Below are 23189 nucleotides of genomic sequence, written 5' to 3' on the forward strand. Positions count from 1 at the left end.
GTGCCGCCACGCGGCAGCGCCCGCCGCACGGCACTCAGGATGCAGAGCGCCGACGCGTCGTCGTGGTCGTGGATGACGCGCACGAGCGTCGCGATGTCCGCGCCCTCCGGCAACGCGTCTGCCAGAAAGCTGCCGCCTTCGATGCGCACGCGCTCGCCGATGCCGGCCGCCGCGCAGCGTCGGCGCGCGCGCTCGGCCACCGCCGGCAGGTCGAACAGCATGAGCCGCAGCGACGGCGCGTGCGCGGCCGCGCCGATGACGAAGCTGCCCTCGCCCCCGCCCACGTCGAGCAGGCAGCGATGGCCGTGCAGCGGATAGGCGTCGAGGATCTCGTCGCACACCAGCGGCTGCGACGCCGCCATCAGCGCCGAGTAGCCGGCCACGCTGTCGAGAGGCAATCCTTCCGGCCGCGCTGCGCCCGCATAGGGCCAGTAGCGCGCCAAGGCGGTCTCGCGCGACCCACTGCGCAAGAGTGCCACCGGATCGGCCAGGTCGGCATACAGCGCGCGGTGGTGCGCGACCAGCGCTGCGAGCGCGGTGTTGTCGACCATGGGCGCGCCGAGTTCGCCAAGGCCGAAGCGGCCGCCGCTGCGGCGCTCCAGCAGGCGCAGCGCCACTGCCGCGGCCAGCAGGCGTTCGGCCGACTCGGACGGCAGGTCAGCCTGGTGCGCGATGTCGCCGAGCGTCATCGGCCCGCGCGCCAGTGAGTCGAAGAGCCCCAGCTCCACGCAGGCCAGCAGCACCTGCGAATACACGAAGCCGGCCACCAGGTCGAACAGTGCCGCCGCACGCTGTTGCGCGATGGGCCGGGTCGGTGCGAACGCGGCGGCGCGGCGCTGGAACGCACGGCTCGACAGCAGGCGATCGCGCAGCGCCAGCCAGCGGTCGCCCCACGCCGCGCGCCATGAAGGTGCTGCGGGCCGGCTGGCGACCGGCAGGGTTTGCACGTCGAGTCCCGGTGGCGACCGCTGCGAATCAGGCCGCCGCGCGCAAGGCTTCGGCGCGCGATGCCTTCGGCACCAGGCGTTCGGCCTCGTGCCGGACCAGCGCACGAAGCCCCTCCGCCCCCGCGCACTCGGGCACGGCGCCGATGGCCTGCGCGACCAGTTGATCGAAGTACTCGGCGGCGCCCTCGAGGCCGAGTTCGGTCGCCGCGCTGGGCCGTAGCAAGGCCAGGTCGCGGCCGGCCGGCTTGCCCAGCACGCTGGGGTCGCCGATCACGTCGCGGATGTCGTCGGCCGCCTGGTAGGCCTCGCCGAGCCAATCGCCGAAGGCGCGCCAGGGCTCGGGATCGGCACCCGCGGCCTGGGCGCCGCCCATGGTCGCCGCGGTGAACAGGGCGCCGGTCTTGGCACGCTGGTACTCGCGCAGGTTCACGCGCGGCTCCGACTCCCAGGCCTGGCCCGCCACGGCGCCGAAGGGCATGCCGACGCTGGACGCGACCATGCCGAGCAACGCAGGCAGGCGCTGCGGCGAGTTCGCCGCGCCCGAGGTCAGCGTCTGGAAGGACAGGATGATCAACGCATCGCCCGCCAGCACCGCCAGGCTCTCGCCGTAGGCGTAATGCACCGAGGCGCGGCCGCGCCGCGTGGGTGCGTTGTCGAAGCAAGGCAGGTCGTCGTGGACCAGCGACGCGCAGTGCAGCAGCTCGATGGCGCTGGCCGTGGCGCTCGACAGGCCGGGGTCGTCGTCGCCGCACGCCGCCGCCACGGCCAGGCACAGCTGCGGCCGTACCCTGGCACCGCCGGGGAAGACCGCATGCCGGATCGCGCCGGCCAGCTTGGGCGGGCAACCGGGCGCTTCGCCTTGCGAAACGGCCATGGCGAGCGCGTGCTCGATGCGTGTGAGCGGCTTCATCGCATACCCCTTGTGTAATGTCTCATTGTCATTTTGTAGTGTCACGTAGAATAGACACATGCTTTACCACCGTCAACCAGGCAAGCGATGAAAGACGATCGCGTCCTGGTCGTCGGTGCCGGCATCGGCGGGCTCGCCGCCGCACTGGACCTGGCGTCGCGCGGCCTCGAAGTGCGCGTGCTCGAACGCGCGCCGACGCCGGGCGGCAAGCTGCGTGAGGTGGAGATCGGCGGCGTCCGCATGGATGCCGGCCCCACCGTCTTCACCATGCGCTGGGTGTTCGACGAACTGCTCGCGCACGCCGGCGCGCGGCTCGAAGACCAGCTGAGCCTGCAGCGCGCCGAAGTGCTGGCACGCCATGCCTGGGACGACGGCTCGCGGCTCGACCTGTTCGCCGACGTCGAACGCAGTGCCGATGCGATCGGCAGCTTCGCGGGCGCCGACGCGGCCCGCGGCTACCGCGCCTTCTGCGACCGCGCACGCCAGATCCACGACGCGCTCGAACATCCCTTCCTGCGTGGTGCGCGGCCCACGCCGCTGTCGCTGGTCGCACGCGCCGGGCTGCGCGGCATGCCGGCGCTGGCCCGCATCTCGCCCTTCGGCAACCTGTGGGACGCGCTGGGCGGCTACTTCCGCGATCCGCGCCTGCAGCAGCTGTTCGGCCGCTATGCAACCTATTGCGGGTCGTCGCCCTGGCTCGCACCGGCCACGCTCATGCTGGTGGCCCACGTCGAGCAGCAGGGCGTGTGGCTGGTCGAAGGCGGCATGCACCGCATCGCGCAGATGCTGGCGCGGCTGGCCACCGAGCGGGGCGCGCATGTGCAGTACGGCGCGGACGTTGCCGAGATCCTGGTCTCGGGCGGTCGCGCCACGGGCGTGCGCCTCGGCGACGGCGAGCGGATCGAGGCCGGGGCCGTGGTCTTCAACGGCGACGTCGCGGCTCTGGGGCGCGGGCTGCTGGGTGCCCCCGGCGCGCGCGCCGTGCCTGCCGCGCCGCGGGCGGAGCGCTCGCTTTCGGCACTCACCTTCAACCTGCGCGCCGAAGCCAGCGGCTTCGCGCTGCTGCGCCACTCGGTGTTCTTCTCGCGCGACTACGCGGCCGAGTTCGACGACATCCTGCGCCGCGGCCGCTTGCCCACCGAGCCGACGGTGTACGTCTGCGCGCAGGACCGTTCGGCGGCCCACGACGCGCCGGCACCCGAGGGTGCCGAGCGGCTGCTGTGCATCGTCAACGCGCCCGCGTCGGGCGACATCGACGCCTCGGATGCCGCGGGCGCCCCTCATGCCCTCCACCCCGAAGAGGTCCAGACATGCCAGCACCGAACCTTCGACCGCCTGTCCCGCTGCGGCCTGCGGCTGGACTTCCAGGACACGCAGATGCAGGCCACCACCCCGCAGCACTTCGACCGGATGTTTCCGGGAACGGGCGGCGCGCTCTACGGCCAGGCCTCGCACGGCTGGGCGGCGAGCTTCTCGCGCCCGGGGGCGCGCAGCCGGCTGCCGGGCCTGTACCTCGCAGGCGGCAGCACGCACCCGGGGCCGGGTGTGCCGATGGCGGCGCTGTCGGGCCGGCGCGCAGCGGAGAGCCTGATGGCCGACCGCGCTTCGACATCGAGGTCGCGCCCGGCGGCTACGCCTGGTGGTACGTCGATGCGCTGAGCGACGACGGGCAGCACGGCCTCACGCTGATCGGCTTCGTCGGCAGCGTGTTTTCGCCCTACTACGCATGGGCGCGTCTGCGGCACGGCGGCACGGCCGACCCACTGGACCACTGCGCGATCAACGTGGCGCTATACGGCGAGTCGCGTGGCGAGGGGCGCTGGGCCATGACCGAACGACGCCGCACCAGCGTGCATCGCGACGCCACCGCACTGCACGTCGGCGCGAGCTGCATGCGCTGGGATGGCGACGCGCTCGTGATCGACATCGACGAGCTGACCGCACCCGTGCCGTCGCGGCTGCGCGGTCGCGTGCGGGTGCATCCCCAGGCGCTGGCGCAGCGCTCGTTCGACCTCGACGCCGCAGGCCGGCACCGCTGGCGGCCGATCGCGCCGTGCGCACGCGTGGAGATTGCCTTCGAACGGCCATCGCTGCGATGGCAAGGCACCGGCTACGTGGATTCGAACACCGGCGAACGGCCGCTGGAGGCCGACTTCACGCGCTGGTCGTGGTCGCGCAGCGCGCTCGGCCACCGCCGCTGCGCGGTGCTGTACGACCCGGTGCGGCGCGATGGCACGAACGCGCTGCTCGCGCTGGACTTCGATGCCCAGGGCGACGCGGCGGCATTCGACGCGCCACCGCCGGCCCCGTTGCCGCGAACCGGCTGGCGCCTCGACCGCGCCACGCGCTGCGACGCCGGTGCGGCACCTGCGCTGCGACGCACCCTCGAAGATGCGCCGTTCTACGCGCGCAGCCTCATCGAGACCACGCTGCTGGGCGAGCGCGCGGTGGCCGTGCACGAGAGCCTGTCGCTCGCGCGCCTGGACACGCCGTGGTGCCGCGCGATGCTGCCCTTTCGCATGCCGCGCGCGCTGCGCTGACGAGAGGCCGCGCGGCCCTACGGCTCCCGATGTTCGCCCGGCCTCACGGGTTTGGCGCGCTTGGGCCTTCGCTTGTCGCGCCGCAGGCCGTACAGCTTCCACAGGCCGAGGCCCACCACCACGCCTAGCACGCCCAGCATTTCGAGCGTGATGATCAGGCCCGAACTCACGGCCGGGGCCCTCAGGCGGAGGCGGCCGGACGGGTGGCCTCGCCGCGCTCTCGCCGCTCCATCCGGTCGAACAGCTCGATGACCCAGACCACGCTTTCCGCCGGGCTGCGCCTGCCGGCCGCCGGCGTGCACGGGTGGCGCGATGCAGGCGGCATGGTGGCGGCGACGGCGTCGACCAGGAACGCGTTGGCCGACAGCACCGGCCAGCCCGCGTCGGCACGGCGCGGCCGCACGGCCACCAGCGCCCGCAGCAGCAACGCGCCCTTGCGCGACGCGGGCACCACGGCACGGCGGCTCACCGAGTCGCAGCCTGCGCGCCGCACCTGGGCGCCGATGTCCGCATAGAGAAAGCGCGCGGCATTGATGCCCGGCCGGCAGGTCAGCGGCAACTGCGCCACGCCGCTGCCCACCCGCGCGTACAGCAGGTCGGCCGCCTCCAGCACGCGTTGCACCACCGACCCGAGGGCCGCAGTGAAGACGGGCCGGGCCAGCCAGGCATCGGGGTCGATGCCGGCTTCGCGCATCCACTGCCGCGGCAGGTAGAGCCGGCCCATGGCCGCGTCCTCGCCGACGTCGCGCGCGATGTTCGACAGCTGCATCGCCACCCCGAGTTCGCAGGCGCGCGCGAGCGCGTCCGGTGCGCGGACGCCCATCAGCAGCGACATCATCGCGCCGACCGTGCCGGCCACGCGGGCCGCGTAGTCGAGCAAGGCGTCGAGCGTCTCGTAGCCGCGGCCTTCGGCGTCCCATGCGAAGCCGTCGACCAAGGCCTCGGGCAAGGCGCGCGGGATGCCGTACGCCGCCACCACGCCGGCCAGGGCGCGATCGGCAGGCAACGCGAGCGCCGAGGCCGGTTCGGCCGGGTCGTAGATGCACGCGAGCCGCGCGCGCAGCATGGCCACCGCGGCGGCTTCGTCGGCGCCTTCGTCCACCGCATCGTCGGCCATGCGGCAGAACGCGTAGAGCGCGCACGCCGCATCGCGCACCTCGCGCGGCAACAGCAGCGAGGCGGCGAGAAAGCTGCGCGAGCCATGCCGCAGCGACGCGCGGCAGGCGGCGATGTCGGAGGCATCGACGCCGACGCGCTGCGCGGCCTGCGCGTTCCCCGTCCGGGCCTCAGCCGGCGTGTCGGGCAAGGTCGGAAGCGAGCGAGTCTGCATGGGGCACCACCGTGTCGAGGATGCGGGCCGATGAAAGAACGCCGGGCAGGCCGGCGCCGGGATGCGTGCCCGCACCGACGAGGTACAGGCGCTCGATGTCTTCGCTCCGGTTGTGCGGGCGGAACCACGCGCTTTGCGTGAGCACCGGCTCGAGCCCGAAGGCCGCGCCGCGGTACGACGAGAGCCGGTCCTGGAAGTCCTGCGGGGTCATGACGCGCGAGCTCGCGATCTGGTGTTCGAGCCCGGGCAGCAGCGTCGCCTGCAGCCTCTGCTGGATCGCCAGGCGATAGGGCTCGGCACGCCGCTCCCAGTCGATGCCGCTTTGCAGGTGCGGCACCGGCGACAGCACGTAGAACGCATCGCAGCCCGACGGCGCGAGCGACGGATCGGTGGCGGTCGGCCGGTGCAGGTAGAGGCTGAAATCGTCGGCCAGCTGCTTGCGCACGAAGATGTCCGACAGCAATGCCTCGTAGCGCGGGCCGAGCAGGATCGTGTGGTGCGCCACGTCGGGGTAGCGGCGACGCGTGCCGAAGTACCACACGAAGAGGCTCATCGAATAGCGTGCCTTGTCGATGCGGCGATCGGTCCAGCGCCTGCGGTGTTCGGGCGCGACCAGGTGCCGGTAGGTCCAGGCCGAGTCGGCGTTGGAAACCACCACGTCGGCATGCAGCGTGCGGCCATCGGCCAGCCGCACGCCGGTGGCGGTGCGCTTCTCCACGACGATCTCGGCCACCGGCTGGCGGCACAGCACGCTGCCGCCCTGCCCTTCGATCAGCGACACCAGCCCCTTCACGAGGCTGCCCGTGCCGCCCATCGCGAAGTGCACGCCCCAGCGGCGTTCGAGGAACGCAATGAGGCAATAGACCGAGGTGGTCGCGAACGGGTTGCCGCCGACCAGCAGCGACTGGAAGGTCAGCACCATGCGCAGCCGTTCGTCGCGCACGTGCTTGCTGGCCAGCGAATACACCGTGCGGTAGCCCTCCAGCCTGGCCAGCTGCGGCAAGGCACGCGCCATGTCGCTCCAGCGGTCGAAGGGCACGTGGCCCAGCGCCTCGAAGCCGACCTTGTAGATGGCCTCGCTGGCCTTCAGGAAGTTCTCGTAGCCCTGCACGTCGCCGGGTGCGAGCCGCGCCACTTCGGCACGCATGGCCTGCGCGTCGCCCGAATAGTCGAAGCTGGTGCCGTCGTCGAAGCGGATGCGGTAGAACGGAAACACGGGACGCAGTTCGACGTCGTCGGCCATGCGCTTGCCGCACAGGGCCCAGAGCTCCTCGAACAGGAAGGGCGCGGTGATGACGGTCGGCCCGGCGTCGAAGGTGAAGCCGTCCTGCCGATGCACGTAGGCACGGCCGCCCGGCGCATCCAGTTGCTCCAGCACCGTCACGCGGTAGCCGCGCGCGCCGAGCCTCACCGCAGCCGCGAGTCCGCCGAAGCCGCTGCCGATGACGATCGCCTCGGGGCGCGTTCGCGGCATGCGTTCGCCCACGGTCCCAGCACGAACCGGCGGCGCGTGCTGGACTGTGGTTGTCAACATCTTGCACATGGTATGAGTGTCAGGTTAAATTGACAACCATGGTCTGCCCGACTCTCGAACTTCGCGATCTGGCGTGCGTGCGCGGCGGCCGCGCGCTGTTCAGCGGACTGAGCCTCGGCCTGCACGCCGGCCGGATGCTGCGGGTGCGCGGCGCCAACGGCGCCGGCAAGACCAGCCTGCTCCGGCTGGTCTGCGGCCTGCTGCGGCCCACCCAGGGCGAGGTGCTGTGGCAAGGCACGCGCATCGACGCGATGCGCGAAGGCTTTCATCGGCAACTGATCTACATCGGCCATGCGGCCGCGTTGAAGGACGACCTCACGGCAGGCGAGAACCTGCAGTCGGCCGCGCGCCTCGCGGGTTGGCCGACGAGCCGCCGCGCGGTGTCGGCCGCCCTCGCCGAGGTCGGCCTGCCCGGTTGCGACGCCACGCCGGCGCGCGGCCTGTCGCAGGGCCAGCGCAGGCGCGTGGCGCTCGCGCGCCTGGTGCTGGGCGCGCAGGCGCCGCTGTGGGTGCTCGACGAGCCTTTCGACGCACTCGACGCCACGGCGGCGGCGTGGCTGGTGCGGTGCACCGCTTCGCAGGTGCGACGCGGCGGCACGGTGCTGCTCACGAGCCACGACCCGGCACTGGCATTTCCCGCCGACATGCCGCAGATGGAGCTGGTGCTGTGAACACGATCGCCGCTCCTGCCCCCGTTGCTGCCGCTATTCCTGCACCCTTCCCGGCGCCGCCCGCGAACGAGGCCGGCCTGCTGGCCGGCGTGGCCCGCCTGGTCGAGCGCGACCTGCGCCTGGCCTGGCGGCGCCCCACCGATCCGCTCGCCGCACTGCTCTTCTTCGTGATCGTGGCGAGCCTGTTCCCGCTCGGCATCGGCCCCGAGCCCGAACTGCTTCGCCGCATGGCGCCCGGCATCGTCTGGGTGGCGGCACTGCTGGCATCGATGCTGTCGCTGACGCGGCTGTTCGCCGACGACTTTCAGGACGGCACGCTCGAATCGCTGCTGCTGTCGCCGACGCCGCTCGCGCTGCTGGTGCTCGGCAAGGCATTCGCCCACTGGCTCTGCACCGGCCTGCCACTGGCGCTGGTGTCGCCGCTGCTGGCGCTGCAGTACGGCCTGGTGCCGGAGGCAATGGGCGTGTTGGCCGCATCGCTGCTGCTGGGCACGCCGGCGTTGAGCCTGATCGGCGCGATCGGTGCCGCGCTCACCGTGGGCGTGCGCGGCGCCGGCATGCTGCTGTCGCTGCTGGTGCTGCCGCTGGTGGTGCCGGTGCTGATCTTCGGCGCCGGCGCGGTGGATGCCAGCACCGCCGGCATGGGCGTGGCCGGCCATTTCTCGCTGCTGGGCGCCATGCTCGTCCTGGCCTTGGCAGGCGCGCCATGGGCCGCCGCCGCCGCGTTGCGCATCGCGCTCGAATGAGGGGACCCGCCATGTCGTTCGTCACCACGTCGCTGCCACCTCGTCGCGCATCCTCGTTCAGCCTGTTCGCGCTGGCGTCGCCGGCCCGCTTCTACCCACTGGCCGGCCGCATCGCGATGGCATCGGCAGTGACGGCGGCGCTGCTGGCGGTGGCCGGGCTGGTGATCGGCCTCGGCATGGCGCCCACCGACGCGCAGCAGGGCGAGGCCTACCGGATCATCTTCGTGCACGTGCCGGCGGCGTGGATGTCGATGGTGCTGTACGTCGCGATGGCCTTCTGGGCCGGCATCGGGCTCGCATTCAACGCGCGGCTGGCGGCGATGTTCGCGCGGGCGCTGGCGCCGACCGGTGCGCTCATGACCTTCCTCGCGCTGTGGACCGGCGCGCTCTGGGGCAAGCCGACCTGGGGGGCGTGGTGGGTGTGGGACGCACGGCTCACGTCGGAGCTGATCCTGCTCTTTCTCTACCTCGGCTTCCTGGCGCTGCACGGCGCCATCGACGACGTGCGGCGCGCCGATCGCGCGGCGGCCGTGCTCGCGCTGGTCGGCGTGGTGAACGTGCCGATCATCTATTTCTCGGTGAAGTGGTGGAACACGCTGCATCAGGGCGCGTCGGTCAGCCTGTCGAAGGCGCCGAGCATGGCGACGCCGATGCTGACCGGCATGCTGGTGATGGTCGCGGCCGCCTGGCTCTACTGCATCGCCGTGAGCCTGTGGCGGCTTCGCAGCCTGATCCTCGCACGCGAGCGCGACGCGGCATGGGCCGCCCGCGCGCTGGAGGCGCCATGAACTGGAACGGCTGGGACGACTTCTTCGCGATGGGCGGCTACGGCCTGTACGTGTGGGGCGCGTTCGGCATGTGCGCGCTGGTGGTGGCGGTCGAAGCGCTGCAACTGCGTGCCACGCGGCGCGGCCTGCGGGTGGGTCGGCAGGCGCAGATCGACGCGGCTGGAGAGCGCTCGTGAAAGCGCGCAGCCGGCGCGGTCTCGCGATCCTCGCAGGCCTCGCGGCGCTGGGCATCGCGAGCGCGCTGGTGCTCAACGCGTTTCGCAGCAACCTCGTGTTCTTCTTCAGCCCCTCGCAGATCGCATCCAAGGAGGCGCCGCTGGAACGCGGCTTCCGCCTGGGCGGCCTGGTCGAGCAGGGCAGCATCCGGCGCAGCGCGCAGGGACTGACCGTGCATTTCGTCGTGACCGACATGGCACGCACGGTGCCGGTGGTCTACACCGGCCTGCTGCCCGACCTGTTCCGCGAAGGCAAGGGCGTGGTCGCGCAGGGCCGGCTCGGCGCGGACGGCGTGTTCCGCGCCGACCAGGTGCTGGCCAAGCACGACGAGAACTACATGCCGCCCGAGGCGGCGCAGGCGCTGGAGCAGGCGCGCCGAGGCAGGCGCGAGGTGGCCGAGCCGTGATCCCCGAACTCGGCCACTTCGCGCTCGTGCTCGCGCTCGCGATGGCGCTGGTGCAGGGCTCGCTGCCGCTCGCCGGCGCGGCGCGCGGCCATGCGGGGTGGATCGCGCTCGCGCGCCCGGCGGCGGTGGCGCAGTTCGTTTTCTTGGCCATCGCCTACCTGGCGCTCACGCAGGCTTTCGCGCTGAACGACTTCTCGGTGCTGTACGTGGCGCAGCATTCGAATTCGTCGCTGCCGATGGTCTACCGCATCACCGGCGTGTGGGGCGGGCACGAAGGCTCGATCCTGCTGTGGACGCTGATCCTCGCGGGCTGGACCCTGGCCGTGGCCCTGTTCGCGCGGCATCCCGACGACGCGATGCTCGCCCGCGTGCTGGGCGTGATGGGCCTGGTGAGCTGCGGCTTCCTGCTGTTCACGCTGTTCACCTCCAACCCCTTCGAACGCCTGCTGCCGGCCGCTGGGGAAGGCCAGGACCTCACGCCGCTGCTGCAGGACCCGGGCATGGTGATCCATCCGCCAATGCTCTACATGGGCTACGTCGGCTTCGTGGTCGCCTTCGCCTTCGCGGTGGCCGCGTTGCTGTCGGGGCAGCTCGACGCCGCCTGGGCACGCGCCTCGCGCCCCTGGACCACGGCGGCCTGGTGCTTCCTGACCTGCGGCATCGCGCTCGGCAGCTTCTGGGCTTACTACGAACTCGGCTGGGGCGGCTGGTGGTTCTGGGATCCGGTGGAGAACGCATCGCTGATGCCCTGGATGGCCGGCACCGCGCTGATCCACTCGCTGGCCGTGACCGAAAAGCGCGGCGCCTTTCGCGCGTGGACCGCGCTGCTCGCCATCGCCGCGTTTTCGCTTTCGCTGCTGGGCACCTTCCTGGTCCGTTCGGGCGTGCTGAGTTCGGTCCACGCCTTCGCGACCGACCCGGCGCGCGGCGTGTTCATCCTGATGTTCCTGGCGCTGGTGGTGTGCGGGTCGCTGGCGGTGTTCGCCTGGCGCGCACCGAAGCTCGAAGCGACGGTGCGCTTCGAACTCGTCTCGCGCGAATCCATGCTGCTGGCCAACAACGCGCTGCTGCTCGTGGCCTGCGCGGCCGTGGCGCTGGGCACGCTGTACCCGCTGGCCATCGACGCGCTCGGGCTCGGCAAGCTGTCGGTGGGCCCGCCTTACTTCGAGGCGGTCTTCGTGCCGCTGATGGCGCCTGCGCTCTTCCTGATGGGCATCGGCCCCTTGGCACGGTGGCGGCAGGCGCACGCGGGCGACCTGGCACGGCGGCTGCGCTGGGCCTTGGGCGTGAGCGCGGCAAGTGCCGTGCTCGCCCCGCTGGCGCTGGGCCGCTGGACGCCGATGATCGGCTTCGGCCTGCTGCTGGCCACGTGGATCGCGAGCACCTGCGCGCTCAACCTCGCCGGCAAGCTGCGCGGCCACGCGCCCGGCGCGTGGGGCGCCCGGCTCGCGGCGCAGACCGGCAGCTACTACGGCATGCTGTGCGCCCACTTCGGCGTGGCGGTGTTCGTGGTCGGCGTCACCATCGTGGGCGGCTACTCGGTCGAGCGCGACGTGCGCATGGGGCCGGGCGACACGGCCACGCTGGGCCGCTACGTGTTTCGCTTCCAGGGCGTCAGCGAGCAGCGCGGGCCCAACTACATCGCGGCGCGCGCCACGATCGCGGTGACCCGCGGCGATGCGCCGCTGACCACGATGTCGCCCGAGCGGCGGCTGTACGTCGCGACCCGCACGCCGATGACCGAGACGGCAATCCACCGCCACTTCACGCGCGACCTCTACGTGTCGCTCGGCGAACCCGTGAGCCCGTTGCAGTGGAGCGTGCGCATCCACTACAAGCCCTTCGTCGGCTGGATCTGGGGCGGCTGCCTGCTGATGGCACTCGGCGGCCTGGCGGCGCTGTGCGACCGGCGCCGGCGCGCGACGCGCTCGTTGCCGCTGCGGACCGCGCCGGGCGGTGCGCACGCGCCCGCCATGCCCGCCATGCCCGCCATGACGGAGCTGCCGGCCTTCTTCAACGAAACGAGGCATTCGTGAAGCGCACCGCCATTCCGCTGCTCGTCGCCGGTGTGCTGGTCGCGTTCATGGCCGCAGGCCTGACCCTGAAGCCGCGCGACGTGCCCTCGCCGCTGATCGGCAAGCCCGCGCCCCGCTTCACGCTGCCGGTGCTCGAGCAGCCGGGCCAGACGCTCTCGGTGGAAGACATGCGCGGCAAGGTCTGGCTGCTCAATGTCTGGGCGTCGTGGTGCGTGGCCTGCCGGCTCGAGCATCCCCTGGTGCTCGACGCGGCGCGAAACGGCCAGGTGCCGATCTATGGGCTCAACTACAAGGACGTGCCCGCCGACGCGCAGCGCTGGCTCGAACGCTTCGGCAACCCCTACACCGCCTCGCTGTCGGACCGCGAGGGCCAGGTCGGCATCGACTTCGGCGTGTACGGCGTGCCCGAGACCTTCGTGATCGACAAGACGGGCGTGATCCGCCACAAGATCACCGGCCCGCTCACGCCCGAGACCCTGCGCGACACCGTCATGCCGCTGGTGAGGAAGCTCGATGGCTAAGCACGAGTTGATCGGCTGGGCATGCGCGCTGGCCGCATGCGCGGCGCTGGGCGGCGAGGCGCAGCCCGTGTCCGCCGATCCGCAGCTCGAAGCGCGCGTGCAGGCGATCGCCGCCGAACTGCGCTGCCTGGTGTGCCAGAACGAGACGCTCGCGGCATCGCAGTCCGCCCTGGCGACCGACCTGCGTGCGCAGATCGGCCAGCAGCTCACGCAAGGGCGAACGGCGGACGAGATCAGGGAATACATGGTCGAGCGCTACGGCCAGTTCGTGCTGTACCGCCCGGCCTTCAACGCGACCACGGCGCTCTTGTGGCTCGGGCCATTCATGCTGCTCGGCGGGGCCTTGTTCGCTTTGATCCGAATCGTGCGTCGCCATGAGCGCGGCGCTCCGGCACCATGACCGCCTTCTGGATCGCCGCCTGCGGGCTCGCCGCCCTCGCCTGGCTCCTGCTGTCGGCGCCCTTGCATCGACTCGGAGCCCCGGCCGCCGAGCCATCGCGACGAACACGCGCATGGCTCGGCGTCGCCGTCAGCGCGTTCGCGTTCGTGGTCTACGGCTTCCTCGGCAACATCGATGCGTTGCGGACGAGTCCGTCGCAGGCGGCGTCGGCGTCACTCTCCACGCAAGCGGAGACGGCGACGCCTTCAGCCGCGGTCGCGAGCGAAGCACCGGTCGAAGCCGTGGAGGCGATGCTCGACGCGATGGTGATTCGCATGCAGGCGCAAGCGCCGGGCACTGTCGATGCGGCCGGCTGGCGCCTGGTGGCACGCTCGTATGCGTCGATCCGACGCTACGACGGCGCGAGCCGCGCCTACGGTCTTGCCATCGAGCTGGCGCCGGACGATCAGGCCCTGCGCGCCGAGCTGGCCGACTTGCAGAAGTCCCTGCAGGCCGGCGCGCGCTAGCGATGCGCTCAGCGCTTGGGTGTGCGCATCCAGTCGACGATCAACCAGACGAGCGGCGCACCGATGATCCATACGGGCAGAAGGGCCTTCATCGCGTTCTCCTGTGGCTAGAGATTCCGAACGCTGATCGCGAGTCATCGCGCACGGCGTACGTGCCGCTGCGCAGCGGGTGTAGGCGAGCGACGCGACTTCGGCGCATTCGCGCTCAGCCGCGTGGGACGAAGCAGCCGGCGGCTCGGCTGTCCTGGCGGCCGCGATGAAGCTGCGCTCCGCGCCTAGCGCACGAGCGCAGGCGCCAGTATGGCCCGGCCATTAGCCAGCACCTGCACGCCGCGCTCCTTCACGCTCGCGCGAAACGCGATCTCCTCGCTCCCCAGCCGCCAGCAGTCCAGCATCAGCGTCTCGCCGGGATACACCGGCGAGGTCAGCCGCGCGCGCATCGACTTCATGCGAGATGCATCGTGCCCGCAGAACTGCGCGAGGATGCCGCGGCACGCATTGCCGTAGGTCGCCAGTCCATGAAGGATGGGCCTGGGAAACCCGGCCTTCGATGCGACGGCCGGATCGACGTGCAAAGGATTCAGGTCGCCCGAGAGCCGGTACAGCACGGCCGCATCGGCACGGGTCGGCAGCTCGATGCTCAGTTCGGCCGCTGCATCGGGCGTGGCCGGTACGGCGGCTGCGGCTTCGTCACCGCCCCCGTTCCTCGAAAAGCCACCATCGCCGCGCAGGAACAGCACCATCTCGACCGTGGCGACGAGCCGGCCGTCCGCTTCGTCCGTCAGCGCTTTTTCCACATGCATCACAGCGCCCTTGCCCTCGCCCTTGTCGACGATTCGGGTGACGCGGCTCTCGCCGATCAACGTGGCGGCGGCGGGCAACGGCGAATGAATCGTCACGCCCTGCTCGCCGTGCACGAGCTTCAGGTAGTCGATGCCCAGTTCCTTGCGATCGCGCATCCAGAAGCCCGGCGAAGCCAACACCGCGGCCATGGTCGGCACGGCCTGCAAGTCTTTCTCGTAGACGAAGCGCAAATCCTCCGCGGACAGCGGGTCGGCCGCGAAGCCGACGCCCAGTGCGTAGAGGATGGTGTCGCGCGCGGTGTAAGCATGGCGCACGGGGCCGGAGCGCCAGGCCTTGGTCTTTTCGTAGTCGATCATTCTTCGTCGTCCTCCCTGGGCCAGCGAAACTGCGCCGGCTCCTTGGCAGCGAAGCGGCGGATGGCTTCGCGGAAATACGCGCTCGACGAGGCGATGACCTGCGAGGACGCTTCCATCTCCAACATGGTGTCGAAGTCGCTTTGCAGCGTGGCCGCCAGTGCGCGCTTCGAGAGGCTGAAGGCCGTGGGCGATGCGCGTGCCAAACTTCGTGCGAGCGCCGATGCGCGCGGCATCAAGGCCTCGGGCGCGAGGGCTTCGAGCGCCAGGTTCATGCGCACGGCTTCGTCGGCGCCGAACTCGCGCGCCGAGTAGATCAGTTCCTTGGCCCGCTGCATCCCCACCACGCGCGGCAGCTGATACCACGCGCCGACGTCGGGCACCAGCCCGATGCGGTGGAACACCATCGCCATGCGCACGCGCGTGCTGACCAGAACGATGTCGGCGTACAGCGCCATGCTGAGCCCGGCGCCGAACGCCACGCCGTCGACCGCGGCGATCAGCGGCTTGTCGAGCGCCATCAGCGCGCGCGCCAGGTCGGCATAGCGCGCCATGCCGGCGCGGCGCTGCTCCACGGTGCGCGAGGCGCCCTCGCCCATGCCCTTGACATCGCCGCCCGCGCAGAAGTCGCCACCGGCGCCGGTGAGCACGACCGCGCGCACTTCGTCGTCCGCACACAGGGCGCGCAGTGCGGCCGTCAGCGCATCGGTCGTGGGGATGTCGATGGCGTTCTTCGCCGCCGGCCGGTTCAGCGTGAGCACGGCGACGCCGTCCGCACGCTCGAGGAGGACGCTATCACCCGCAATGGTGCCCGCCATGCTGGTCACAGCGAGATGTGGAAGCCGCCGTTCACGCCCAGGTGCTGGCCCGTGACGTAGCTGGCGCCGTCGGAAAGCAGGAAGCACACGCTCTTCACCACCTCGCCGGGCGAGGCCCAGCGGCCTAGCGGAATCTGCGCCAGCATCTGGTCGCGGAATTTCTCGCCGCGCACCACCTCGGTCATCGGCGTCTCGACCACGCCGAAGCAGATCGAATTGGTGCGGATGTTGTAGCGGCCCCATTCGCGCGCCGCGGTCATCGTCATGCCCAGCATGCCGGCCTTGGCGGCCGCGTAGTTGATCTGCCCGATCGAGCCCTTGCGGCCCGCGTCCGACGAGATGTTGACGATCGAGCCGCCGGTCTTGTCGCCGCCCTTGGCGCGCTCGACCATGTGCCGGCCGGCCGCGCGCATCCAGTAGAAGGAGCCGGTGAGGTGGACGTCGATCACCTCCTGCCACTGCTGGTCGGTCATCTTGTCGATCATGGCCGGGCGGATGATGCCGGCGTTGTTCACCACGCCGTGCACGGCGCCGAACTTCGCCACCGCATCGGCCACCGCCTTGTCGGCCACGGCCGGGTCGGCCACGCTGCCCTGCACGGCGAGCACGCGATCCTGCGGCAGCGGCGACACGGCAGCGTCCAGCGTCTGGCCGTTGAGGTCGACGGCCACCACGTTGCCGCCCAGTTCGATGGCCAGTTCGACGATGCCCTTGCCGATGCCCTGGCCGGCCCCGGTGACGACGATGGTGCGCCCTTGCAGGCTGACGATGGGATCCACTGTGTTGCTCCTTGCGTGTCGGATGTGCGGGTTCGGAGATTGTCCGATGGTTGAACCAATGATATCCTACCCGTGAACATTGGCTGGAGCAATCAAGATGACGATCAAACGCAAGGCCTGCATCGCGGGCGCCTACGAGCACCCCCTGCGCAAGGCCCCCGACAAGACCGTGGCGCAACTGCATGCCGAATGCGCCAAGGGCGCATTGCAGGATGCCGGCCTCACGCTGCAGGACGTGGACGGCTACTTCTGCGCCGGCGACGCGCCGGGCCTCGGCGCCAACAGCATGGCCGACTACCTGGGCTTGACCCGGCTGCGCCACGTCGACAACACCGACACCGGCGGCTCGGCCTACCTGATCCACGTCGCGCATGCGGCGCAAGCCATCGCGGCGGGCAAGTGCGACGTGGCCCTGATCACGCTGGCGGGCCGCCCGCGCAGCGCGGGGTCGAGCGGCGTCGCGCCGCGCCTGGTGACGCCCGACACGCCCGACGTGCCCTGGGAGATGCCCTACGACCCGATCACGGTCAACATGTACGCGCTGGCCGCGGCGCGCCACATGCACGAGTTCGGAACCACTTCCGAGCAGCTCGCATGGATCAAGGTGGCCGCAGCCGCCCACGCGCAGCACAACCCGCACGCGATGCTGCGCGAGCCGGTGACCGTCGAGGAAGTGCTGGCCTCGCCGATGATCTCCGACCCGCTGCGCAAGCTCGACTGCTGCGTGGTCAGCGACGGCGGCGGCGCGCTCGTGGTGGTGCGGCCCGAGATCGCCGCGAAGCTCGAGCGGCCGGTCGTCAACGTGCTCGGCGCCGGCGAGACCATCAAGGGCCAGCTCGGCGGGCAGGTCGACCTCACATGGTCCGGCGCGGCGGTCTCGGGGCCGATCGCGTTCACGGAAGCAGGCGTGACGCCCGCCGACATCCAGTACGCATCGATCTACGACAGCTTCACCATCACCGTGCTGATGCAGCTCGAAGACCTGGGTTTCTGCAAGAAGGGCGAAGGCGGTCGCTTCGTGGCCGACGGCAACCTGATTTCGGGCGTGGGCAAGCTGCCCTTCAACACCGACGGCGGCGGGCTTTGCAACAACCATCCCGCCAATCGCGGCGGCATCACCAAGGTGATCGAGGCCGTGCGCCAGTTGCGCGGCGAAGCGCATCCGAAAGTGCAGGTGCCCGATTGCAGGCTGGCCCTGGCCCAGGGCACCGGTGGCCTACTCGGCTCGCGCCACGGCAGCGCCACCCTGATCATGGAAAGGCAATAAGCGATGACCACCGTTCACACCGACCGTCCGCTCGCGGCACCGCAAGTCGACGCGGCGACCGCGCACTACTGGGCCCAGGCCAAGGAAGGCCGGCTGTCCACGCGCCGCTGCACCGACTGCGGCAAGCTGCATTGGTACCCGCGCGCGCTGTGCCCCTTCTGCATGGGCGACACCGAATGGGTGCCGCTCGCCGGCCAGGGCACGATCTACAGCGTGAGCGTCACGCGCCGCGCCGGTCCCGTGCCTTATGCCATCGCCTACGTGACGCTCGACGAGGGCATCACGATGCTCAGCAACATCGTCGACTGCGACCTCGACAGCCTGAAGATCGGCGATCGCGTGGTCGTCACCTTCAAGCCGGCCGACGGTGGCGCGATGGTGCCGATGTTCAAGCCCGCCTGAACGCGCATGGACACGCTCGACTTCGCCGCGGAAAACGGCGTCGGCTGGATACGCCTCACGCGGCCCGAGATCCACAACCCGGTGGACGTGGCGCTGCGAACCGACCTGATGGCGGTGCTCGAACAGGTGCGCAACGATCCCGCCGTGCGCGTGCTCGTGATCACCGGCGGCGCCGGCGCCTTCTGTGCCGGCGGCAATCTCCATGCCCTGCAGGAGCACGCGCAGGCCGGGCCGGCCTACTGGCAGCGGCGCATCAACGCCGGCCTGCGCCTCACCGACGACCTGCTCAACATCGGCTGCCCCGTGATCGCCGCGATCGACGGGCCGGCCATCGGCGCCGGCTTCGCACTGGCGCTGTGCGCGGACATGATCGTCGCCAGCCCGCGTGCGAAGTTCGCGATGGCCCATCTGCGGCTGGGCCTGGTGCCGGACCTCGGTGCGTTGTATCTGCTGCCGCGCATCGTCGGCCTGCAGCGCGCGAAGGAGCTGGTGTTCTCCACGCGCGACGTGACCGCGGAGGAAGCGCGCAGCCTCGGCATCGTGATGGAAGTGCAGACCAGCGAAGCGATCGAGGCACGCGTGCGCGACATGGCCGAGCGCATGGCGCAGGCCGCGCCGACCGCCGTGGCGCTCACGAAGGCGATGTTGAACGCCTCGCTCGACGGCGATCGGCAGAGCGCGTTCGCGCTCGAAGCCGCGAGCCAGGCCGCGGCCTTCGCGGCGCCGGAGCCGGCGGCGCAGGTCGAAGCCATCCTGGGCAAACGGCGGCCGGCCTTCGCCGGCTTGAGATCCGCGAGGGACTGAGACGCCTCAGGCGAAGTGCGACGCGAAGAAGGCCTGCGCCTTCTGCGCCGCACGCCGGGCGCGTTGCGCTGCCGGCAGACCGGCATCGGCGACCACCGGCGTTTCCAGTTCGATCTCGGCATTCGCCGGCAGCGCGGCGACCAGCCCCTCCACGTCCAGCCCGCCATCGCCCAGGTACATGCGTCCCGACATCGCTTCGTCGAACAGCGAGGTCGACGGCGCGCGCACGGCTGGCGCGTCGCACAGTTGGGTGAGGTAGATGCTCGCCGCGTCGAGCGCCCGCACCTCGGCCACGCCCGCACCCGAACGCGCCAGGTGCAGCGAATCGATCAGCAGGCCGACGTTCCGCGCGCCGCTGTCGGCGATCACGCGCTGCGCATCGCCGATCGACTTCAGGCTGCTCATCGGCATGAACTCGAGCGCGATGCGCACGCCGGCATCGGCGGCCGCGCGTGCGTAGTCGCGCAGCAGGCCGCTCACGCGCGCGAGGTCGGGCTCGAAGCAGCTCTGCGCGATCAAGCCCGCGCCCGTTCGCCGCGCGGCCTCGACGTTGGCGATCAGAGCGGACAGGTCCGTCTTGTCCGAGAGGTAGCAGCCGCAGACGCTCGAGATGCGAACGCCCAGCGCGCCCGCCCGCGCGCGCACGCGCTCGAAGCCGCCCGCTTCCGCGCCGGGGCCCGGCCACGGGTCGCCGGGGTTCCGCCCGCTGATGCGCAGGCCTGCGGCGCCGAAGCCGGCTTGTGCGGCCGCCTCGAGCACGTCGAGCGGCGCCGCTTGCGCGCCGAGGCATAGAAAGCCGAGCGTCAACGCGCGAAGCTCGCGGTGACGCGGGTCTCGGGGCACACCACCGCTCATGCCACCGCTCATGAATTGAGCGTGATGCCCAGCCGCTTGATCAGGTCGCCCCAGGTCTGGCTGTCGGCCAGCGCCAGCTTGCGGAACGATTCGCCATGCACCAGCGACGGCAGGCCGCCGCCACGGCGCACCGCGTCCTGGAAGGCCGGATCGGCCTGCATGTCCGCCACGGCCTTCAGCAGCTTCGCGGTGACCGGCGCGGGCATGCTGGCCGGGCCCACCATGCCGAAGAGCTGGTCCGGAATGCGTGCGGCCAGGCCCGATTCGGTGAGGTTGGGCACGTTCGGCAGCGCCGGATCGCGCCCTTCGCCCGTCACCGCCAGCGCCTTGATACGCCCGGCCTGGATCAGCGGCAGCGAGGTGGCGAGCGAGGCCACGGTGTATTGCACGTCGCCGGCCATCATGGCGGCATCGGTCTCGTTGCCCGTCTTGTAGGGCACGTGCACGGCCTTGATGCCGGCGGCCGCATTGAACTGCTCCACCGCCAGGTGGATGCTGTTTCCGACGCCGCTGGAGCCGAAGTTCAGCGTGCCGGGCTTGGCCCGCGCCAGCGCGATGAAGTCCTGCAGCGTGTCGACGCCCAGCTTGGGCGACACCGTCAGCACCTGGCGCGAGGTCTGGATCAGGCCCAGGTAGGTGAAGGACTTCTCCACGTCGTAGCCCGGGTTCTTGATCAGGTGCGGCGCCGAGGTCAGCGAGGTGGTGGTGCCCATGCCGATCGTGTAGCCGTCGGGCTGCGCGCGGGCCACCGCGGCCATTCCGATGGTGCCCGAGCCGCCGAGCTTGAGGTCGACGATCACGTTCTGGCCCAGCCGCCTGCCCAAGTCGTTGGCGATCAGCCGCGCCAGGATGTCGACGGCGCCGCCGAAGGGCGAGATCAGCGTGATCGGCTTCTCGGGCCAGTTGCCCTGCGCGAGCACGCTGCCCGGGAAGGTGGTGGCGGCGGTGACGGCGGCGGCACCCGCGGCGATCTGCAACAGGGCGGCGCGGCGGTGGAGGCGTGGGGCAGGCATGTCGTGGCTCCTCGTACGAATGTACGCAGAAGTCTAATGGACTGACCAATGGATGATTCCTGGGTATTACCCCGAAGCCGCGCCACCCGACGCATCTTCCGTTTTGAAGAATTGAAGATTAAAATGGTAGAACCAATTGCACGTTCACTGCGGACTCGCACGCACCGCTTTCCGCTTTTTCACCGCTTCCGACCCATCACCCCACGGAGCCCCCACCATGCTCACCCCTGAAGACAACGAAACCCTCGTCCGCGTCGGCCCGGGCACCACCATGGGCCAGCTGATGCGCCTGTACTGGCTGCCCTTCCTGCCCACCGCCGACCTGCCGGCCGGCGGCATGCCGCAGCGCGTGCGTCTGCTCGGCGAAGACCTGATCGCGTTTCGCGACAGCGAAGGCAAGCTGGGCCTGGTGGACCAGGCCTGCCCGCACCGCGGCGCGCCGCTGGTCTTCGGCCGCAACGAAGACTGCGGCCTGCGCTGCGTGTACCACGGCTGGAAGTTCGGCACCGACGGCCGCGTGCAGGACATGCCGGCCGAGCCGGCCGACAGCCGCTTGAAGGACAAGGTGCGGCTCAAGGCCTACGCCTGCCGCGAGCGCAACGGCGTCGCCTGGGCCTACATGGGCCCGCAGCAGGACGACCCGCCGCCGCTGCCTGACATGGAATGGAACCTGGTGCCCGCCGAGCGCGTGCACGTGAGCTTTCGCGTGCAGGAATGCAACTGGCTGCAGGCGGTCGAAGGCGAGATCGACTCCGCCCATGCCCCCATCCTGCACGGCCGCATCGACAAGCAGGGCGCCATCAGCGACTGGATCGCCAAGCGCGACCTGCGGCCAACCTTCGAATGCCAACGCCAACCCTTCGGCATGAGCGTGGCCTCGCGCCGCAAGCTCGACGACGACACCAGCTACTGGCGCGTCAACCAGTTCCTGCTGCCCTTCTGGACGCTCGTGCCGCCGCAGTCGCAATACCCGGAGCTCTCGGGCCATGCGTGGGTGCCGCTGGACGACCACAACACGCTGTGCATCATGTTCTCGTACCACCCGTCGGAGAAGCTCTACGACAAGAGCCGCGCGCTGTTCGAGAACGGCCACGCGGGGCGCGAGACCGGCCACGCCAGCCAGGAAGCCTTCGCGCCACGGCCGGCCACCGAGCCCTTCGCCAAGTACTGGACCAAGTACACGCGCCAGAACGGCTACCTCTTCAACTACGACGCGCAGACCAAGACCTGGTTCTCGGGCCTGCCGGGCCTCTGGGTGCAGGACGCGGCCTGCCAGTCGGGCGTGGCCTCGATCTACGACCGCAGCAAGGAGCACCTGGGCATCAGCGACACCGGCGTGGCGATGACGCGGCGCCTGCTGCTGGAGACGGTGCGCAAGCTGCAGGGCAGCGGCATCGAGCCGCAGGGCGTGCGCGAGCCCGCCACCTTCATGGTGCGTGCCGCGTCGCTCACGCTGCCGGCCGGCGTGCCCTGGCAGGAGCACCGCGAGCACACGGTGGCGCGGCTGGACGCCGGCTTCGGCTACGCGCCGTGAGCGCGACGAAGCTCCTGTTGCGGCAGCTGCGGCGCGAGGCCGAGGGCATCGTGTCGTACGAGTTCGTCTCCGCCGACGGCGCGCCGCTGCCGCCCTTCACGGCCGGTGCACATATCGACCTGCAGCTGCCCGAGGGCCTGTCGCGCAGCTACTCGCTGGTCAATGACCCGGCCGAGCGGCACCGCTACGTGGTAGCGGTCGACCACGCGGCCGACAGCCGCGGCGGCTCGGCATGGATGCACACGGTGCCGCGCCCGGGCCACCGGCTCGACGCCGGCGCGCCGGTCAACGACTTTCCGCTCTACGAGGACGCGCCGTTGTCGGTCTTCATCGCGGGCGGGATCGGCATCACGCCCTTCATGGCGATGATCGCGCGCCTGAACGCGCTCGGCCGCCGCTGGCAGCTGCACTACGCGGTGCGCTCACGCGAGCGCGCGGCCTACGTGCAGGAGCTGCACTCGCTCGACAGGACCGGCGATGCCGTGGACCTGCGCTGCACCAGCGAGGACATGGGCCGCCCCGACATCGCCGCCATCGTGCGCGAGGCACCGCCGGGGTCGCACGTCTATTGCTGCGGGCCCAACGGCATGCTCGATGCCTTCACCGCCGCCTGCAGCAGCCTGGCGCCGCAGCGCGTGCACCTGGAGCGCTTTTCCGCCAGCCAGGAGGCGGCCACCGCCGGCGGCTACGAGGTGAAGCTCGCGCGCAGCGGCAAGACGCTGCAGGTCGAGGCCGGCAGGACGCTGCTCGACACGCTGCTCGATGCCGGCGTCGACATCCAGTACTCCTGCTCGCAGGGCATCTGCGGCACCTGCTGCACGCCGGTGCTCGAAGGCACGCCCGACCACCGCGACGACTACCTGACGGACGAGGAAAAAGCCGGCAACCGCGCCATGATGGTCTGCTGCTCGGGCAGCCGCACGCCGCGCCTGGTGCTGGACATCTGACGGCGCCCTGAGCCGGAGCCGCGCGGGCCGACTGCCCGAAATGGCGCTTCGGAATGGTTAAG

26 protein-coding genes are annotated in these 23189 nt (G+C 70.9%); 16 read left to right on the plus strand and 10 right to left on the minus strand.

The genetic code is table 11. The annotated features are described in order from the left end of the window. Window positions 1–947, minus strand: a 947-nt coding sequence (locus B0W80_RS27130; protein WP_077002267.1) for a methyltransferase, incomplete at its 3' end; no start/stop codon positions are given. A 28-nt stretch (window positions 948–975) separates the two neighbouring features. Beyond that, a complete protein-coding gene (locus tag B0W80_RS27135) occupies window positions 976–1857 on the minus strand; it encodes a polyprenyl synthetase family protein (protein ID WP_077002268.1) in 882 nt (293 codons plus the stop codon). 87 nt (window positions 1858–1944) lie between these two features. On the opposite strand from B0W80_RS27135, the gene crtD reads away from it, so the two are divergent. Next, window positions 1945–3516 (plus strand): 1-hydroxycarotenoid 3,4-desaturase CrtD, encoded by a 1572-nt coding sequence (gene crtD, locus B0W80_RS27140; RefSeq protein WP_077002269.1) that lies wholly within the window; start codon window positions 1945–1947, stop codon window positions 3514–3516. 47 nt (window positions 3517–3563) lie between these two features. Beyond that, window positions 3564–4397, plus strand: coding sequence for a carotenoid 1,2-hydratase (locus tag B0W80_RS27145; protein WP_218668958.1), 834 nt, complete (start codon window positions 3564–3566; stop codon window positions 4395–4397). A 17-nt stretch (window positions 4398–4414) separates the two neighbouring features. Here B0W80_RS27145 and B0W80_RS35700 read toward each other — a convergent pair whose 3' ends face one another. Genes B0W80_RS35700 through B0W80_RS27155 form a run of 3 tightly spaced genes read right to left on the minus strand, consistent with a single transcriptional unit; the run spans window position 4415 to window position 7201 of the window. Further along, window positions 4415–4567, minus strand: coding sequence for a hypothetical protein (locus B0W80_RS35700; RefSeq protein ID WP_179107036.1), 153 nt, complete (start codon window positions 4565–4567; stop codon window positions 4415–4417). Between the two features lie 11 nt (window positions 4568–4578). Beyond that, window positions 4579–5727, minus strand: a complete 1149-nt coding sequence (locus B0W80_RS27150; RefSeq protein WP_083745667.1) for a phytoene/squalene synthase family protein — start codon at window positions 5725–5727, stop codon at window positions 4579–4581. Beyond that, window positions 5684–7201: a phytoene desaturase gene (locus tag B0W80_RS27155; protein WP_256856697.1), complete on the minus strand. Its 1518-nt coding sequence runs from the start codon at window positions 7199–7201 to the stop codon at window positions 5684–5686. The genes B0W80_RS27150 and B0W80_RS27155 overlap by 44 nt, the downstream gene beginning before the upstream one ends. Before the next feature lie 98 nt (window positions 7202–7299). Between B0W80_RS27155 and ccmA the strand changes: the two genes are divergently transcribed. From ccmA to B0W80_RS27200, 9 genes are all read left to right on the plus strand, one after another. After that, the gene (gene ccmA, locus B0W80_RS27160) at window positions 7300–7932 is read left to right on the plus strand and encodes a cytochrome c biogenesis heme-transporting ATPase CcmA (protein ID WP_077002270.1); all 633 of its coding nucleotides are present in this window, start codon (window positions 7300–7302) and stop codon (window positions 7930–7932) included. Between the two features lie 77 nt (window positions 7933–8009). Further along, the gene (ccmB, locus tag B0W80_RS27165) at window positions 8010–8678 is read left to right on the plus strand and encodes a heme exporter protein CcmB (RefSeq protein WP_077002299.1); all 669 of its coding nucleotides are present in this window, start codon (window positions 8010–8012) and stop codon (window positions 8676–8678) included. A gap of 11 nt (window positions 8679–8689) precedes the next feature. Beyond that, window positions 8690–9466 carry a heme ABC transporter permease CcmC gene (gene ccmC / locus B0W80_RS27170; protein WP_077002271.1) on the plus strand — a complete coding sequence of 259 codons (777 nt, stop codon included), beginning with the start codon at window positions 8690–8692 and terminating at the stop codon, window positions 9464–9466. Further along, window positions 9463–9642, plus strand: coding sequence for a heme exporter protein CcmD (ccmD, locus tag B0W80_RS27175; protein ID WP_077002272.1), 180 nt, complete (start codon window positions 9463–9465; stop codon window positions 9640–9642). Before ccmC ends, ccmD begins: the two co-directional genes overlap by 4 nt. Continuing rightward, window positions 9639–10088: a cytochrome c maturation protein CcmE gene (gene ccmE, locus B0W80_RS27180; protein ID WP_077002273.1), complete on the plus strand. Its 450-nt coding sequence runs from the start codon at window positions 9639–9641 to the stop codon at window positions 10086–10088. Before ccmD ends, ccmE begins: the two co-directional genes overlap by 4 nt. Continuing rightward, window positions 10085–12124 (plus strand): heme lyase CcmF/NrfE family subunit, encoded by a 2040-nt coding sequence (locus B0W80_RS27185; protein ID WP_077002274.1) that lies wholly within the window; start codon window positions 10085–10087, stop codon window positions 12122–12124. The genes ccmE and B0W80_RS27185 overlap by 4 nt, the downstream gene beginning before the upstream one ends. Beyond that, on the plus strand, window positions 12121–12645 hold the full coding sequence (locus B0W80_RS27190; RefSeq protein WP_077002275.1) for a DsbE family thiol:disulfide interchange protein: 525 nt from the start codon (window positions 12121–12123) through the stop codon (window positions 12643–12645). The genes B0W80_RS27185 and B0W80_RS27190 overlap by 4 nt, the downstream gene beginning before the upstream one ends. Continuing rightward, window positions 12638–13045, plus strand: a complete 408-nt coding sequence (locus B0W80_RS27195; RefSeq protein ID WP_077002276.1) for a cytochrome c-type biogenesis protein — start codon at window positions 12638–12640, stop codon at window positions 13043–13045. The genes B0W80_RS27190 and B0W80_RS27195 overlap by 8 nt, the downstream gene beginning before the upstream one ends. Next, a complete protein-coding gene (locus tag B0W80_RS27200; protein ID WP_077002277.1) occupies window positions 13042–13551 on the plus strand; it encodes a hypothetical protein in 510 nt (169 codons plus the stop codon). The genes B0W80_RS27195 and B0W80_RS27200 overlap by 4 nt, the downstream gene beginning before the upstream one ends. Before the next feature lie 275 nt (window positions 13552–13826). Here the strand turns inward: B0W80_RS27200 and B0W80_RS27205 are convergent, their stop codons facing one another. From B0W80_RS27205 to B0W80_RS27215, 3 genes are read right to left on the minus strand one after another with little or no spacing between them, the layout of a single operon-like run. After that, window positions 13827–14711 (minus strand): MaoC/PaaZ C-terminal domain-containing protein, encoded by an 885-nt coding sequence (locus tag B0W80_RS27205; RefSeq protein ID WP_077002278.1) that lies wholly within the window; start codon window positions 14709–14711, stop codon window positions 13827–13829. Continuing rightward, a complete protein-coding gene (locus B0W80_RS27210; RefSeq protein ID WP_077002300.1) occupies window positions 14708–15526 on the minus strand; it encodes an enoyl-CoA hydratase/isomerase family protein in 819 nt (272 codons plus the stop codon). The genes B0W80_RS27205 and B0W80_RS27210 overlap by 4 nt, the downstream gene beginning before the upstream one ends. Window positions 15527–15531: 5 nt before the next feature. Continuing rightward, window positions 15532–16305, minus strand: coding sequence for an SDR family NAD(P)-dependent oxidoreductase (locus B0W80_RS27215; protein ID WP_077002279.1), 774 nt, complete (start codon window positions 16303–16305; stop codon window positions 15532–15534). A 97-nt stretch (window positions 16306–16402) separates the two neighbouring features. Between B0W80_RS27215 and B0W80_RS27220 the strand changes: the two genes are divergently transcribed. Genes B0W80_RS27220 through B0W80_RS27230 form a run of 3 tightly spaced genes read left to right on the plus strand, consistent with a single transcriptional unit; the run spans window position 16403 to window position 18778 of the window. Beyond that, entirely contained in the window at window positions 16403–17572 is a 1170-nt protein-coding gene (locus B0W80_RS27220; protein ID WP_077002280.1) for a thiolase domain-containing protein, read from the plus strand. Between the two features lie 3 nt (window positions 17573–17575). Further along, the gene (locus B0W80_RS27225) at window positions 17576–17974 is read left to right on the plus strand and encodes a Zn-ribbon domain-containing OB-fold protein (protein WP_077002281.1); all 399 of its coding nucleotides are present in this window, start codon (window positions 17576–17578) and stop codon (window positions 17972–17974) included. Window positions 17975–17980: 6 nt separating this feature from the next. Then, window positions 17981–18778: an enoyl-CoA hydratase/isomerase family protein gene (locus B0W80_RS27230; RefSeq protein WP_077002282.1), complete on the plus strand. Its 798-nt coding sequence runs from the start codon at window positions 17981–17983 to the stop codon at window positions 18776–18778. Between the two features lie 6 nt (window positions 18779–18784). Here B0W80_RS27230 and B0W80_RS27235 read toward each other — a convergent pair whose 3' ends face one another. Next, window positions 18785–19645: a sugar phosphate isomerase/epimerase gene (locus tag B0W80_RS27235; protein WP_083745668.1), complete on the minus strand. Its 861-nt coding sequence runs from the start codon at window positions 19643–19645 to the stop codon at window positions 18785–18787. Continuing rightward, window positions 19642–20646 (minus strand): tripartite tricarboxylate transporter substrate binding protein, encoded by a 1005-nt coding sequence (locus B0W80_RS27240; protein ID WP_077002284.1) that lies wholly within the window; start codon window positions 20644–20646, stop codon window positions 19642–19644. Before B0W80_RS27240 ends, B0W80_RS27235 begins: the two co-directional genes overlap by 4 nt. A gap of 217 nt (window positions 20647–20863) precedes the next feature. Here B0W80_RS27240 and B0W80_RS36305 point away from each other — a divergent pair, with 217 nt between their 5' ends. Further along, on the plus strand, window positions 20864–22180 hold the full coding sequence (locus B0W80_RS36305; RefSeq protein WP_077002285.1) for a Rieske 2Fe-2S domain-containing protein: 1317 nt from the start codon (window positions 20864–20866) through the stop codon (window positions 22178–22180). Continuing rightward, on the plus strand, window positions 22177–23127 hold the full coding sequence (locus tag B0W80_RS36310; RefSeq protein ID WP_077002286.1) for a PDR/VanB family oxidoreductase: 951 nt from the start codon (window positions 22177–22179) through the stop codon (window positions 23125–23127). Before B0W80_RS36305 ends, B0W80_RS36310 begins: the two co-directional genes overlap by 4 nt. Window positions 23128–23189: the final 62 nt, after the last annotated feature.

It is taken from the genome of Variovorax sp. KK3 (assembly GCF_001984055.1).
GTDB lineage: Bacteria > Pseudomonadota > Gammaproteobacteria > Burkholderiales > Burkholderiaceae_C > Variovorax.

Bases quoted from the DNA above. Each gene is read 5' to 3' on its own strand.
- B0W80_RS27135 (WP_077002268.1), bottom strand. From the start codon at position 1,857: ATGAAGCCGCTCACACGCATCGAGCACGCGCTCGCCATGGCCGTTTCG.
- crtD (WP_077002269.1), top strand. From the start codon at position 1,945: ATGAAAGACGATCGCGTCCTGGTCGTCGGTGCCGGCATCGGCGGGCTC.
- B0W80_RS27150 (WP_083745667.1), bottom strand. From the start codon at position 5,727: ATGCAGACTCGCTCGCTTCCGACCTTGCCCGACACGCCGGCTGAGGCC.
- B0W80_RS27155 (WP_256856697.1), bottom strand. From the start codon at position 7,201: ATGCCGCGAACGCGCCCCGAGGCGATCGTCATCGGCAGCGGCTTCGGC.
- ccmA (WP_077002270.1), top strand. From the start codon at position 7,300: ATGGTCTGCCCGACTCTCGAACTTCGCGATCTGGCGTGCGTGCGCGGC.
- ccmC (WP_077002271.1), top strand. From the start codon at position 8,690: ATGTCGTTCGTCACCACGTCGCTGCCACCTCGTCGCGCATCCTCGTTC.
- ccmD (WP_077002272.1), top strand. From the start codon at position 9,463: ATGAACTGGAACGGCTGGGACGACTTCTTCGCGATGGGCGGCTACGGC.
- B0W80_RS27195 (WP_077002276.1), top strand. From the start codon at position 12,638: ATGGCTAAGCACGAGTTGATCGGCTGGGCATGCGCGCTGGCCGCATGC.
- B0W80_RS27200 (WP_077002277.1), top strand. From the start codon at position 13,042: ATGACCGCCTTCTGGATCGCCGCCTGCGGGCTCGCCGCCCTCGCCTGG.
- B0W80_RS27205 (WP_077002278.1), bottom strand. From the start codon at position 14,711: ATGATCGACTACGAAAAGACCAAGGCCTGGCGCTCCGGCCCCGTGCGC.
- B0W80_RS27210 (WP_077002300.1), bottom strand. From the start codon at position 15,526: ATGGCGGGCACCATTGCGGGTGATAGCGTCCTCCTCGAGCGTGCGGAC.
- B0W80_RS27220 (WP_077002280.1), top strand. From the start codon at position 16,403: ATGACGATCAAACGCAAGGCCTGCATCGCGGGCGCCTACGAGCACCCC.
- B0W80_RS27225 (WP_077002281.1), top strand. From the start codon at position 17,576: ATGACCACCGTTCACACCGACCGTCCGCTCGCGGCACCGCAAGTCGAC.
- B0W80_RS27230 (WP_077002282.1), top strand. From the start codon at position 17,981: ATGGACACGCTCGACTTCGCCGCGGAAAACGGCGTCGGCTGGATACGC.
- B0W80_RS27235 (WP_083745668.1), bottom strand. From the start codon at position 19,645: ATGAGCGGTGGCATGAGCGGTGGTGTGCCCCGAGACCCGCGTCACCGC.
- B0W80_RS27240 (WP_077002284.1), bottom strand. From the start codon at position 20,646: ATGCCTGCCCCACGCCTCCACCGCCGCGCCGCCCTGTTGCAGATCGCC.
- B0W80_RS36305 (WP_077002285.1), top strand. From the start codon at position 20,864: ATGCTCACCCCTGAAGACAACGAAACCCTCGTCCGCGTCGGCCCGGGC.